General features: G+C 69.8%; 11 protein-coding genes. 5 read left to right on the top strand and 6 right to left on the bottom strand.

Translation table 11 applies throughout. The features are described 5' to 3' along the window. The first annotated feature begins 43 nt into the window (after positions 1–43). From INT49_RS07440 to INT49_RS07450, 3 genes are read left to right on the top strand one after another with little or no spacing between them, the layout of a single operon-like run. Positions 44–715 (top strand): TetR/AcrR family transcriptional regulator, encoded by a 672-nt coding sequence (locus INT49_RS07440; protein ID WP_193117100.1) that lies wholly within the window; start codon positions 44–46, stop codon positions 713–715. Further along, entirely contained in the window at positions 712–1731 is a 1020-nt protein-coding gene (locus tag INT49_RS07445) for an ABC transporter ATP-binding protein (protein ID WP_193117101.1), read from the top strand. The genes INT49_RS07440 and INT49_RS07445 overlap by 4 nt, the downstream gene beginning before the upstream one ends. After that, positions 1728–3389: an ABC transporter permease gene (locus tag INT49_RS07450; protein WP_226849902.1), complete on the top strand. Its 1662-nt coding sequence runs from the start codon at positions 1728–1730 to the stop codon at positions 3387–3389. The genes INT49_RS07445 and INT49_RS07450 overlap by 4 nt, the downstream gene beginning before the upstream one ends. 127 nt (positions 3390–3516) lie before the next feature. On the opposite strand, the gene glnA is transcribed toward INT49_RS07450, so the two are convergent. After that, on the bottom strand, positions 3517–4947 hold the full coding sequence (glnA, locus tag INT49_RS07455; protein ID WP_193117102.1) for a type I glutamate--ammonia ligase: 1431 nt from the start codon (positions 4945–4947) through the stop codon (positions 3517–3519). A 194-nt stretch (positions 4948–5141) separates the two neighbouring features. Between glnA and INT49_RS07460 the strand changes: the two genes are divergently transcribed. After that, positions 5142–5576 (top strand): RDD family protein, encoded by a 435-nt coding sequence (locus tag INT49_RS07460; protein WP_193117103.1) that lies wholly within the window; start codon positions 5142–5144, stop codon positions 5574–5576. A gap of 286 nt (positions 5577–5862) precedes the next feature. Here INT49_RS07460 and INT49_RS07465 read toward each other — a convergent pair whose 3' ends face one another. The 3 genes from INT49_RS07465 to lipB all read right to left on the bottom strand — a co-directional run bounded on the left by INT49_RS07465 (position 5863) and on the right by lipB (position 8422). Continuing rightward, on the bottom strand, positions 5863–6606 hold the full coding sequence (locus tag INT49_RS07465) for a DUF4191 domain-containing protein (RefSeq protein WP_226849903.1): 744 nt from the start codon (positions 6604–6606) through the stop codon (positions 5863–5865). Positions 6607–6638: 32 nt separating this feature from the next. Continuing rightward, positions 6639–7661, bottom strand: a complete 1023-nt coding sequence (gene lipA, locus INT49_RS07470) for a lipoyl synthase (RefSeq protein WP_193117104.1) — start codon at positions 7659–7661, stop codon at positions 6639–6641. A 62-nt stretch (positions 7662–7723) separates the two neighbouring features. Further along, on the bottom strand, positions 7724–8422 hold the full coding sequence (gene lipB, locus INT49_RS07475) for a lipoyl(octanoyl) transferase LipB (protein ID WP_193117105.1): 699 nt from the start codon (positions 8420–8422) through the stop codon (positions 7724–7726). 81 nt (positions 8423–8503) lie between these two features. On the opposite strand from lipB, the gene INT49_RS07480 reads away from it, so the two are divergent. Then, on the top strand, positions 8504–9940 hold the full coding sequence (locus tag INT49_RS07480) for a hypothetical protein (protein WP_193117106.1): 1437 nt from the start codon (positions 8504–8506) through the stop codon (positions 9938–9940). A gap of 159 nt (positions 9941–10099) precedes the next feature. Here INT49_RS07480 and sucB read toward each other — a convergent pair whose 3' ends face one another. Then, a complete protein-coding gene (gene sucB, locus INT49_RS07485) occupies positions 10100–11917 on the bottom strand; it encodes a 2-oxoglutarate dehydrogenase, E2 component, dihydrolipoamide succinyltransferase (protein ID WP_193117107.1) in 1818 nt (605 codons plus the stop codon). A gap of 21 nt (positions 11918–11938) precedes the next feature. Then, a complete protein-coding gene (gene lpdA, locus INT49_RS07490) occupies positions 11939–13342 on the bottom strand; it encodes a dihydrolipoyl dehydrogenase (RefSeq protein WP_193117108.1) in 1404 nt (467 codons plus the stop codon). Between the last annotated feature and the right edge of the window lie 42 nt (positions 13343–13384).

The raw sequence follows: 13384 nt of genomic DNA on the forward strand, positions 1-13384 counted from the left end.
CGTCCCGTCACCCGTCCTCCGCCGGCACACCCTGAGGAGCACCATGGATCATCCACCTCCCTCCGACGAGAGGATCCTGAGCGCGGCGCTGCGACGCTTCGCGGTCGACGGGCTGTCCGCCTCGCTGCGACGCGTCGCCGAGGACGCCGAGGTCAGTGCAGGCCTGATCATCCACCATTACGGCTCCCGTGGCGCCCTGCTCGAGGCCTGCGACCGGCGTGCCCTCGAGGTCACCCGTCGGGAGAAGTCGAGCCTCTTCGCCGGAGGATCCGCGGAGCTGTTCGCCCAGCTCGCGCAGACCACGCGGTACGCCCCGGTCGTCGGATACGTGCTGCGGCGTCTTCAGGCCGGCGGGCCCCTCGCCGTGGAGCTGGTCGGCGACTTCGCCGCCGACGCCGTCGAGTACTTCGCCGACGGGGAGCGGGCGGGGACGATCACCCCCAGTCGCGATCCACAGGCGCGAGCGCAGGTGCTCACCGAGATGGCCCTGGGTGCCCTGCTCCTCCAGCTCCCCGCCCAGCGCGACCAGCTCGACCTCGAGGAGCTGCCCGCCTGGTTCGAGCAGTACTCCGCTCGGATCATCGGCCCGATCCTCGAGCTCTACAGCATCCCGTTGCTGGCCGATCGATCGATGCTCGACGCCTACCTGGCCGCTACGCAGGGCGACGACCCAGCACCGCAGACCATCCGACCACCAGCAGGAGAGACCTCATGAGCGCCGGACGCCGCCCGACAGCCAGGACAGCCACGACGGCCACGACCGCCGGCGCGTCGGGCGCGATCGACGCGGCGGTCGAGATCCGCGACCTCGGCAAGACCTTCGGGGCGACCCACGCCCTGGAGGGGCTCTCGCTCACCGTCCCCACCGGGCAGGTCACCGGATTCCTCGGACCCAACGGGGCGGGCAAGTCGACCACGATCCGTGTCCTGCTGGGCCTGCTCCGGGCGAGCTCCGGATCCGTCCGGGTGCTGGGCATGGACCCGTGGTCCCATGCTGTGCAGATCCATCGGCGGCTCGCCTATGTTCCCGGGGACACCAGTCTCTGGCCGAACCTCACCGGGGGAGAGGCGATCGACGTGCTCACCTCCTCCGAACGGTCGACGACGCATCGTCGACGCCGCCAGGAGCTCATCGAACGCTTCGAGCTGGATCCCACGAAACGCTGCCGCACCTATTCCAAGGGAAACCGCCAGAAGATCTCCCTCATCGCGGCGCTCTCGCGGGATGTGGACCTCTACGTCATGGACGAGCCCACGTCCGGGCTCGACCCCCTGATGGAAGCGATCTTCACCGATGAGGTCGACCGCCTGCGGAGCGAGGGTCGCACGGTGCTCCTGTCCAGCCACATCCTCGCCGAGGTGGAGAAGCTCTGTGACACGGTCACCATCATCCGCGCCGGTCGCGACGTGGAGAGCGGGACGCTGGCCCAGCTGCGCCATCTGACCCGCTCCACGGTCGCTGCGACCACGCATGCCGATCCCGGGGCGCTCTCGCGAACGCCCGGCGTGCACGACCTCGTCGCCGACGGCGGGCGGATCCGGTGCGACGTCGACGAGTCGGCGGTCCACGAGGTGCTGCCGATCCTGACCGCGATGGATGCACGGGGCCTCACCATCACCCCGCCGTCCCTCGAGGACCTCTTCCTGCGCCACTACGGCGACGACCTCGGTGCGGGCGCGGCTGGACCAGCAGGCAGCGCGGAGACCACCTCCGGGGAGGCGAGGACATGAGGACTGCTGCGGACCGTGCGACCACCATGCGCCACAGCCACCTGCTCGAGGTCGGACCCGCCACTGCGCTGACCGGTCTGGGGACCCTCGTGCGCCTGTTCTGGCGCCTGTCCAGGCGCCAGATCATCCTCTGGGGGCTGGTCATGCTGGCCACCGTCCCTGCCTCGGTCGTGGCCCTCAAGGAGGCGTACCCCGACCAGCAGGCGCTCGATGCCCGGGCCGCCCTGCTCGGGAATCCGTCGGCCGTGCTGATGACCGGACCGGCGTTCGCCCGGGACCACTACACGCTGTGGGCGGCGGTCGCCAACGAGCTCTTCCTCTACATCCTCCTCGCCGGAGCGATCATGAGCATCCTGATGACGATGCGGCACACCCGCCTGGAGGAGGAGTCGGGGCGGTTGGAGCTGCTGCGGTCGCTGCCGATGGGTCGCCTCGCCCCCGCGGCGGCAGCCCTGGCGATCGTGGTGATCGCGAACCTCGCCCTCGGGGCCGGCGTGAGCATCGGTGTGCTGGTCACCGGGGCGCCTGCCGTCGAGGCCCTCGCACTCGGCCTCGCCACCGTGCTGACCGGGCTGGTGTTCGCCGGGCTGGCAGGGGTCGCCGCGCAGCTCACCGAGCACGCCGGGACCGCCTCCGGGCTCTCCCTCGGCGCCCTCGCCGTCGCCTTCCTACTGCGCGGGGTCGGGGACGTGCTCGACGCGGAGGGGTCGTGGCTGTCATGGCTCTCCCCGCTGGCCTGGGCCCAGCAGACCCGGGTCCTCGTGGACCTGAGGTGGTGGCCGCTCGCCGTCTCCGGAGCCGCGCTGATCGTGCTCCTCGTGCTCGCCGCCGCGCTCTCCCGGCGTCGTGACGTCGGTGCGGGGCTGCGCGCGGCCGCAGCCGGACCGAGCGGTGCCTCCCGCGCGCTGCGAGCCCCGGGAGGACTCGCACGGCGCCTGGTGACTCCGACGATGCTCACCTGGGCGATCGGGCTGTTCCTTTTCGCGATCGCCTTCGGGTCCCTGGCGGCCTCCCTCGAGGACATGGTCGACCAGCTCCCGACGATCGGGGAGTTCGCCCCGATCGATGTCGACGACCTCACCAGCTCTTTCACGGCCTACATCCTGCTGATGCTCGCTCTGGGGCCCGTGGGCCTGATCGTCGCCGGCGTGCTCCGGCTGCGCGCCGAGGAGCAGGAGGGGAGGCTGGCCGGGTTGCTGGTGGCCGGGACCTCGCGAGTCGACGTCGTCTCGCGATGGGTGCTGGTCGTGGCGCTCGAGGTCGTCGCCCTGCAGGTCCTGCTCGGTCTCGGCACGGGCATCGGGGTCTGGCTGGCCACCGGCGACCTCGCGTGGATCGGGGAGTGCCTGCTCGCCGCCCTCGTCTATCTGCCCGCCGAGGCACTCGTCGGAGCCATCACCCTGGCCCTGTACGGACTGCGGGCGCGATGGGCGGGCCTCGCCTGGCTCGTCGTCGTCTGGGCCGCGCTGGACACCTTCCTCGGCGATCTGCTGCAGCTGCCGGAGTGGTCGCGCGACCTGTCGGTGCTCCATCACGTGCCGTTCGTGCCCCACGACGACCTCGACGTGGTCCCGCTGGTGGTGATGGCCGTCCTCGCGCTCGCGCTCGCAGCGGTGGGCCTGATCGCCCTGCGCCGACGCGACCTCGTGGCGGGCTGAGCCCGGGCCGACAGGACGGGCCCCGGATCCGCCGCACGGCAGATCAGGGGCCCGTCCTCGTCAGAGCTGGACCCCAGCGGTCTCAGATCTGCCGTATCGGCCAGGGGACTCGAGGGAGCCCGGTGGCTCAGATGTCGTAGTAGAGCTCGAACTCGTGCGGGTGCGGGCGGTAGCGGAACGGATCGATCTCCGTGGTGCGCTTGAGCTCGATCCACGTCGAGATGAGGTCCTCGGGGAACACATCGCCCTCGGTGAGGAAGTCGTGATCGCGCTCGAGGGCATCGAGCGCGGCGCCGAGAGACTCGGGCAGCTGCTTGATCTGCTTGTGCTCCTCGGGGGGCAGCTCGTACAGATCCTTGTCGATCGGCTCGGGCGGCTCGATGCGGTTGCGGATGCCGTCGATGCCGGCCATCAGCTGCGCGGCGAACGCCAGGTACGGGTTGGCCGACGGGTCCGGCGCACGGAACTCCACCCGCTTGGCCTTGGCGGATGCACCGGTGACCGGGATGCGGATCGCTGCCGAGCGGTTACGGGCCGAGTAGACCATGTTCACCGGAGCCTCGTAGCCGGGCACCAGGCGCTTGAAGGAGTTCACCGTGGGGTTGGTGAACGCCGTCAGCGAGGGGGAGTGCTCGATGATGCCGCCGATGTACCAGCGGGCGATGTCGGAGAGACCGCCGTAGCCGCGCTCGTCGAAGAACAGCGGCTCGCCGTCCTTCCACAGCGACTGGTGGGTGTGCATCCCCGAGCCGTTGTCACCGAACAGGGGCTTGGGCATGAAGGTCGCCGTCTTGCCGGCGTCCCACACGCAGTTCTTCACCACGTACTTGAACTTCATGACGTCGTCCGCGGCCTGGAGCAGCGTGTTGAAGCGGTAGTTGATCTCCTGCTGGCCCGCGGTGCCGACCTCGTGGTGGGCACGCTCGACCTGCAGGCCGGTCTCCTCCAGCACGGCGCAGATCTCATCGCGCAGATCCGCCATCTGGTCGTTCGGCGGAACGGGGAAGTAGCCGCCCTTCAGTCGGGTCTTGTAGCCCTGGTTGCCGCCGTACTCGGACTCGTCACGGTCCGTGTTCCACACGGCCTCGTCGGAGTCGATGCTGTAGAAGCCGGAGTTCACGGTGGTCTTGAAGCGCACGTCATCGAAGATGTAGAACTCGGCCTCGGCCGCGAACAGCGCGGTATCCGCGATGCCCGTCGACTTCAGGTACTCCTCGGCCTTCGACGCCACGGTGCGCGGATCGCGGGAGTACGGTTCGTCCGTGAAGGGATCCACGATCGAGAAGTTGACGATGAGCGTCTTGCGCTCACGGAACGGATCCAGGTAGGCGGTCTCCAGGTCCGGCACGAGCTTCATGTCGGACTCGTGGATCGCCTGGAACCCACGGATCGACGAACCGTCGAACAGCTGGCCGGTTGCGATGGCCTCCTCGTCGAACGTGCTCGCGGGGATGTTGAAGTGCTGCATGATGCCGGGCAGATCGCAGAAGCGGATGTCGATGAACTCGACACCCTCCTCTTCGATGTACTTGACGACCTCGCTGGGATTGTTGAACACATTTCCTCCATCCGCACCGTGGGGGCGCGTGTTGTGCTGACTGTCCCCGTGGGGTGATCACCGGGCCGAGCTCCGCAGAGCCCGGGAAGTCCGGGCAGTCCGGGCCGGGGGCTCGGTGCATCCAGCTTATGCCGTGCGGCACCCGGCTCCGGGGGAAACCTGGATCTCCCAGCCGCGCGCACTAGGGTCGACCCGTGATCGATCGCAAGGACCTCGGCTCCTGGATGGAGGGTGCCCCGAGCACCCCGGACTACGTCAAGGGCTCCTCCCTCGGACTGCCCGCCGACGGGCCGGGATCCGTCGCCCCCTTCTGGCGCCGCCCGCTCTCGCTGCTGATCGACTGGGGCCTGTCCATGGCGATCTCCGCCGTGGTGTTCGACGCCGACGCCCTGGCCAACCTCCTTCTCTTCGTGAGTGTGAACGTGCTGTTCCTGAGCCTTTTCGGGGGCACCCCGGGCCAGTTCGTCATGCGGATCCGGGTGCACCCGGTGCGGGGCCGCACCCCGATGGTGCTGCGCGCCCTGACCCGCACCGGCGCGATGCTCCTGCTGCTGCCGGCCTGCGTGTGGACCCGTGACGCCCAGCCCCTGCACGACCTGGCCGCCGGCACCGCCGTGGTCCGGATCTGACTCCACCAGCTGTCCGCCCAGGCCTCGTCGCCGAGGGGACCCGGACGCTCGGTGCGCCCCAGGCACGCCGAGCAGGGACGGGCACGTTCCCTGTCAGATAGCTTTCTGACCTGCGGCGACACCAAATGTCACGATAAGGTTACGAAGGTAACGGAAAGATAACGGCCGCTCGATCCCGCTGCCGCGCAGCGGTCGCCGCCGAGCCCGCGCACGAGGAAGCCCCCCGCCGGCCGTGGGGCCGATCGGGGGGCTTCGTGCAGCAGCGTCCGTGCAGCAGCGCGTGGACTCAGCGGCCGCGCATCGCCTTGCGGTTGGGGCGGGCGCGCGAGGGATCCACGCCCTTGGGGACGGACTGGCGGATCGAGCGGTGCAGCGCCGCCAGGCGCTTGCTCACCTGTGCCGACTCGTCCTTCGTGAGGGTCTTCTTCATGCGGGTCATGTAGGTGGGCAGCTTGTGCAGCGCCACCTCGCCCTCTCCGTCGCCGACCACGATCTGATGGATCGGGACGTTCTCGTGCTGGAGCACGCGGCGGATGTTGCGACGCTCCTTCTCGAGCAGCTTCATCGAGAGCGAGGAGGAGTCCTCGGCGACGACGGCGATGCCGGCGCGTCCGGAGGCGCGGAACAGCATCTTCTGGCTGCGGGGATCGACCTGCACGGGCTCGTCGGCCACGTCCCAGCCACGGCGGATCGACTGCATCGCCGCCAGCGCCGCACCGGGCTGGCCCTTGATGCGGCTGAAGGCAGCACGCTCGGCCTTGCGGGCCAGGATCAGCATGGCCACGAGCAGGCCGACGGCCAGGCCCATGAAGATGCCGTACCAGGGGCTGTTCAGCACGAGCCAGCTCACGAGCACGCCGACGGCGACGGCGGCGAGGAGCGCGCCGATCATCCACGGCATGGTGGTGCGGTCCACCTCTTGGGTGTACTTGAACACCTCGATCATCTGCTTGAAGCGGCCGGGCTTCTTCGTCCCGTCGGCCTTCTTCTCGCCCTTGGCGGGCTTGGTCTCGCTCTTGCGGGCCATCATGTGTGGGGGATCCTCTCGGGGGCGCGCGAGCCTCAGCTCGCGGCAGCCTGATCGCGGCGTGCGACGACGCTCGCTGCTTCTTGACGGGCGGGCTGGTTCTGGTCCAGGTGGCGGAGGTTCTCAGGGATCTCGCGGCCCAGCTTCTTCATCGACTGCGCCCACAGCTTCCCGGCGCGGTACGAGGAACGGACCATCGGTCCGGCCATGACAGCGAGGAAGCCCATCTCCTCGGCGGCCTCGGAGAGCTCGACGAACTCCTCGGGCTTCACCCAGCGATCGATCGGGTGGTGCAGCTTCGAGGGGCGCATGTACTGAGTGATGGTGATGATGTCGCAGCCGACGTCATGGAGGCGCTGCAGGGACTCGAGGATCTCCTGCGTGGTCTCGCCCATGCCCAGGATCAGGTTGGACTTGGTGATCATGCCGGCGTCCTTGCCCATCGTGATCACATCCAGCGAGCGCTCGTAGCGGAACGCGGGGCGGATCTGCTTGAAGATCCGCGGGACGGTCTCGAGGTTGTGCGCGAACACCTCCGGCTGCGCCTCGAAGACCTGCTCGAGCGCCTCGCCGTTTCCCTTGATGTCGTCGATGAGCAGCTCGACACCGGTGCCGGGGTTCATGGTGTGGATCTGGCGGCAGGTCTGCGCGAACAGCCCGGCGGCTCCATCGGGCAGATCATCCCGGGCCACACCCGTGATCGTGGAGTAGCGCAGGCCCATCTCCTTGACGCTCTGGGCGACCTTGAAGGGCTCCATCGGGTCCACAGCCATCGGCTTGCCGGTCGCGATGTTGCAGAAGTCGCAGCGGCGGGTGCAGGTGTCGCCACCGATGAGGAAGGTCGCCTCACGGTCCTCCCAGCACTCGAAGATGTTCGGGCACCCGGCTTCCTCGCAGACGGTGTGCAGGCCCTGTCCGTGCACGCGCTTCTTCATCGCGGTGTACTCGGGGCCCATCACCGCGCGCGTCTTGATCCATTCCGGTTTGCGCTCGATGGGAACTTCGGCGTTCCGTGCTTCGACGCGCAGCATGCGCCGGCCTTCGGGAGCAATGGTCACCCTCATGCCTCCTACATTCGACGTTTCGGGAAGTCTATCGAGCGCCTCGGGTCCGGGGCGCCTCATACGGCCCGGACGGAGGTGCGGTGCGCCACGAGTTCGGACATCGCCTCCGCCGCGGTGTCGACCACATCGGCGACGGCGATGCGTCGGCCGGCCTCCTGGCTGAGGCTCGTCACCCCGGCATCGTCGATCCCGCAGGGGATCACGTTCTGCGCCCAGGTGAGATCGTTGGCGCAGTTCAGGGCGAAGCCGTGCATCGTGGCGCGCTTGGAGACGCGCATCCCGATCGCGCACACCTTGCGTGCCTCCTCACCCTCCGGCGCGACCCAGACCCCGCTGCGGCCCTCGATGGGGACGGTCGCAACGCCGAGCTGGGAGCACACCTCGATGAGGGTCCGCTCGAGATCCCGCACGAAGCCGACGACGTCGATCGGGATGGGCAGCTTCACGATCGGGTAGCCGACGAGCTGCTGGGGGCCGTGCCAGGTGATCTTGCCCCCGCGGTCGATGTCCACCACCTCGGCGCCGTCGCGGGGCCGTTCGTTCTCCGCGGTGAGCTTGCCGGCGGTGTACACGGGGAGGTGCTCGAGCAGCAGCAGGGAGTCCGGACGGGTGCCCGACACGACCTCCGCGTGGATCCTGCGCTGGAGCTCCCAGGCCGCGCGATAGTCGACCGGTCCTGCGGGCAGGTCGAACTCCTCGTGGCGGTCGCCACCAGGGAGGGATTCGCTGAAACCGAGTCGGATCACGTCGAGCACCTGCTCAGGTTACTCCGGCTCCCACCAGTGCGTTGTGGATGACCACGGGGGCGGGGCCGAGCGATGGGGTTCACTGCGGCCATGGACGACTTCGACGACGCCCGGTTCGCGCGAGGGCCCGCACCCCTGGACGTCGCGCCGGCGCCTTCGCGGCACGGGACGAGCGGTGGGGAAGAGGTCGCGATGCCCGCTCCGGACTGGCTGCGTGACGAGGAGGACGTGGTCGAGACGGTGCTGGCGCCGCACGGCGGCGGTACGCGGGCGCCGGCGAGGGTGCAGGTGCAGGGACTCACCGTCGTCGGCCGGGTGCGGGTGCGGGCGGAGATGCAGCTGCTGGGATCGCTCGAGATCGCGGGGGTCCTCGCCGTCCCCGGCATCCTCTCGATCGAGGACGACGGCTATGTCCGGGAGGCGGCACCGCCCCTGGATCGTCGCAGCGGGCGCCGCGCGGCGGAGGTCGGCACCCCTGCCACGGCGGAGCGCGCGGGGACCCGCCGTGCCCGCGACCAGCTCGATGCTCTGGTGGACGCCCTGCACGAGCGGGGCTGGGTGCTCGGGGCGGCGACCGGGCACGGCGTGGGCCTGCGCGCGGACGGCACCGTGGTGGTGCTCGACCTGCGGGGCCTGATGCCGCATGACGATCTGGCGGCCTGCCGGGCGGATCGACGGTGGGTGGACTCCGTGCTCACGGACTCGGAACGGACGCTTCGCCGACGGATCCAGGACCCGCATCACGGCGGTATCGGCGGGACCAGCGGGACCAGCGGGGACGTCATCACGGACGTCCCCGTGCAGCCGGAGGACCCGGCCGGAGCGGGTGTGCGCGGCCTGCCCGGAGCGATCCCTGCGCACGGGGAGGTGGAGCGTTCGGAACCGGCCACGGTGAGACCGGTTCCCCGCGGCGAGCATGCCGCGCCGGTCCTGCCGCGGATCCGGACCCGGATCCGGGAGCTGATGACCAACCGCCGGTCGCGTCGCACGACCCTGGCGACGGCCGCCGCGGTGCTGCTCGCGGGGACCGTGCTCGGAACCGGGACCTGGCTCGTCATGCCGTCCACGGGCCAGCAGCCGTCCGAGACGCCGTCCGAGCCGGTCTCGGAGTCCGCGGCAGCAGACCTCCCCGCCCCGCCGATCGATGATCCCTGGGCGCTGGCCGCAGAGCTCGCCGGAGCGCGCCACGCCTATGTCACGGGGCTGACCCCGCAACCGGTGGCGGCGCCGGGGAGCGATGCCCTGGCGGCCGACATCGCGGTGCGGGCGGCGTACGACGGATACACCGTCGAGGGAGGCGGACCGGTCATCCACGAGGCGGAGGTCCTGCAGGGGCCGACGGAGGACGGCATGGCGCTGCTGCGGATCCTGACGTCCTCCGAGGCGGCGGATCTGGTCGCCGCCGACGGCACCCGGCACCCTGTCCCGGCGACCGGGCAGGAGAGCATCGACCTCGAGATCCACTGGGACGGGACCGGATGGCGGGTGCTGAGCTCGGCGCCGGCCTCTGCACCGGCGGCGGGGTGACTCCGGTCGGGAGCCGGGGTCGGCGGTGGGAGGGGACCGCTGGAGCGATGAGCGCACCGGCGACCGCACGAGGGCCCGGCACCGAGCTGATCGGTGCCGGGCCCTCGAGACAGGGTTCCTGCGGGGAGCGGCTGTCCCGTGGGGCAGCCGCTCAGGGCATCACAGGCCGAGCTCGGCCTCGAACGCCCCGTCCTCGAGACGCTTCTTCATGAAGGTGAGGAAGCGTGCCGCGTCGCCGCCGTCGACCAGACGGTGGTCGTAGGACAGGAACAGGTACATCATCGAGCGGATGGCGATGGAGTCATCGCCCTCGGCGTTCGGCACGACCGCCGGACGCTTGGTGATGGTGCCGCAGCCCAGGATGGCGACCTGCGGGCTCGGCACGATCGGCGTATCCCAGAGGGCGCCGCCGGAGCCGGTGTTGGTGATCGTGAAGGTCGCACCCTGCAGATCGTCCGGCGTGAGCTTGTTGCCCTTGGCCCGGGAGCCGAGGTCGCCGATCTGACGGGCCAGGCCCGCCAGGTTCAGGTCGCCGGCATTCTTGATGACCGGGACCACGAGGCCGCGCTCGGTGTCCGCCGCCATGCCGATGTTCTCGGAGGCCGCGTACTTGATGGTCTCCTCGTCGATCGAGGCGTTGACCTTCGGGTAGGTCTTCAGGCCCTCGACGGCCGCCTGCATGATGAAGGGCAGGAAGGTGAGCTTGGCACCCTCGCGCTGGGCGAAGGGCTCCTTCGCCGAGGCACGCAGCTTCGCGATCCGGGTCATATCGACCTCGACCGCCGTGGTGAGCTGAGCCTGCCCGTGCAGCGACTCCATCATCCGCTTGGCCGTGACCTTGCGGATACGGCTCATCTTCTCCTCGGTGCCGCGCAGCGGGGAGACCTCGACCTTGGCAGGTGCCGAGGTGGCGGCAGGGGCGCCGGCAGCGGCAGGAGCAGGGGCCGACGCAGCGGCCTTCTGCTCATCGATCGTCTTCTGCACGTCCTGCTTGCGGATGCGGCCGCCCAGGCCCGTGCCCGCGACGGAGGACAGATCGACACCGGCATCGGCGGCCATTTTCCGCACCAGCGGGGTCACATAGCCGGACGCCTCGGCGCCGGTGACGGAATCCGCGGCCTTCGGAGCCGGGGCAGCGGCGGGAGCCGACGGCTCCTGGGCCTTCTGCTCCGGTGCCTTCGGAGCCTCGGTCTTCTGCGGCTCAGCCGGCTTCTCCTCAGCCTTCGGCTCCTCAGCCTTCGGCTTCTCGGCCTCGGGGGCGGGAGCTGCGGGCTTCTCCGCCGGAGCGGATGCCCCGGAGGAATCGCCGACGACAGCCAGCACGGAACCGACCTCAGCGTCCTCGTCCTCCTGGACGCGGATCTCGAGCACGGTGCCCGCGACGGGCGAGGGGATCTCGGTGTCGACCTTGTCGGTCGAGACCTCGAGCAGGGGCTCGTCGACCTCGACGGCGTCGCCGACGGCCTTGAGCCAGCGGGTGACGGTGCCCTCGGTGACGGACTCGCCCAGAGCCGGCATCGTGACGTCCTGCCCGGAGGCCGCGCCCCCGGCGGTCCCGGACTCGGCGCCGGCGTCGGCGGGCTTCTCGTCCTCGCCGGCGGGTGCTTCCTCGTCGGTGGACGGTGCGGTGGTCTCGTCGGAGGCGAGGTCCTCACCGCTGTCGGAGGGCTCGTCCTGCTGGGCCTCGGACTCTCCGGCGTCGGCCCCGGAGTCGTCGGAGGACGACCCCTCGGAACCGGACCCATCGCCGATGAGGACGAGATCGGCGCCGACCTCGGCGTCCTCGTCCTCCTCGACCAGGATCTTCTCGATCGTGCCCGCGACGGGCGAGGGGATCTCGGTGTCGACCTTGTCGGTCGAGACCTCGAGTAGGGGCTCGTCGACCTCGACGGTGTCGCCGACGGCCTTGAGCCAGCGGGTGACGGTGCCCTCGGTGACGGACTCGCCGAGAGCCGGCATCTTCACGGTTTCAGACATGGGGATTCTCCTCTGGGGGACTCAGGCGTGTGCGTGCAGCGGCTTGCCGGCGAGGGCGAGGGCGGCCTCGCCCATGGCCTCGTGCTGCGAGGGGTGGCCGTGGATCAGCGAGGCGACATCCTCGGGGTAGGCCTCCCAGTTCACCATCAGCAGCGCCTCGCCCATGAGCTCGGAGGTGCGGGCCCCGATCATGTGCACGCCGATGATGGGCCCGTCCTTCTCGCGGATGAGCTTGATGAAGCCGGTGGTGCCGAGGATCTGCGACTTGCCGTTGCCGCCGAGGTTGTACTCGTAGGACTCGACGCCCTCCTCGCCGAACTGCTCCTTGGCCTGCTTCTCGCTGAGGCCGACGGAACCGATCTCCGGCTCGCAGTAGGTGATGCGCTCGATGCCGGACTCGACGATCGGGGCGGGATTCTGGCCGGCGATGCGCTCGGCGGCGAAGATGCCCTGCGCGAAGCCGCGGTGGGCCAGCTGCAGGCCGGGGACGATGTCGCCGACGGCGTAGATGCCGGGGACGTTGGTCTCCAGGGTCTCCTTGTTCGCGAGCACGAAACCGCGATCCATCTCGATGCCCTGGTCCTCGTAGCCGAGGCCCGAGGTGTTCGGGCCGCGACCGACGGCGACCAGCAGGTAGTCGCCCTCGAGGACCTTGCCGTCGGCGAGGGTGACCGTCACGCCGCTGTCGTTCTGCTCGGCCTTCTCGGTGAAGACACCGAGCGAGTAGGCGATGCCGCGCTTCTTGAACGCGCGCTCGAGCGCCTTGGAGATCGACTCGTCCTCGTTGGCGACCAGGTGGGGGAGGCCCTCGACAATGGTCACCGACTCCGCCCCGAGGGACTTCCAGATCGAGGCGAACTCGACGCCGATGACGCCGCCGCCCAGGATGATCGGGTTCTTCGGGACCTCGGGCAGCTGCAGAGCCGTCTCGGAGTCCAGGAAGCGACCACCCAGGTCGATGCCGGGGATCGACTTCGAGAAGGACCCGGAGGCCAGGATGATGTTCTTGGCGGTGAGCTCGCGCGTCCCGCCGTCCGTCTCGACCGAGACCGTCTTCGGCCCGCTGAGGCGGCCGAAGCCCTCGACGTACTCGACCTTCGAGGACTTCACGAGTCCCTGCAGTCCCTTGTAGAGGCGCGAGACGATCTTGTCCTTGAAGCCGAGGACCTTCTCGGCATCGATGGAGTTCAAGGTGAGGTCCAGGCCGACGGCCTTGGCCTCGGACGGGGCGTCGGCGAGCTCGCCGACGTGCAGCATGGCCTTCGTCGGGACGCAGCCTCGGTGCAGGCAGGTGCCGCCGAGCTTGTCCTTCTCCACGAGGGCGATCTTCTGGCCGAGCTGGGCTCCGCGCAGCGCGGCCGCATAGCCGCCGCTGCCACCGCCCAGGATCACGACGTCGAACTGGTCAGTGGATGTGTCAGCCACCTGTGTGCTCCTCGGTGTGTACGTTTCTCCGCAGCACGCGCT

The organism is Brachybacterium tyrofermentans, assembly GCF_014897585.1.
GTDB classification, from domain to species: domain Bacteria; phylum Actinomycetota; class Actinomycetes; order Actinomycetales; family Dermabacteraceae; genus Brachybacterium; species Brachybacterium tyrofermentans.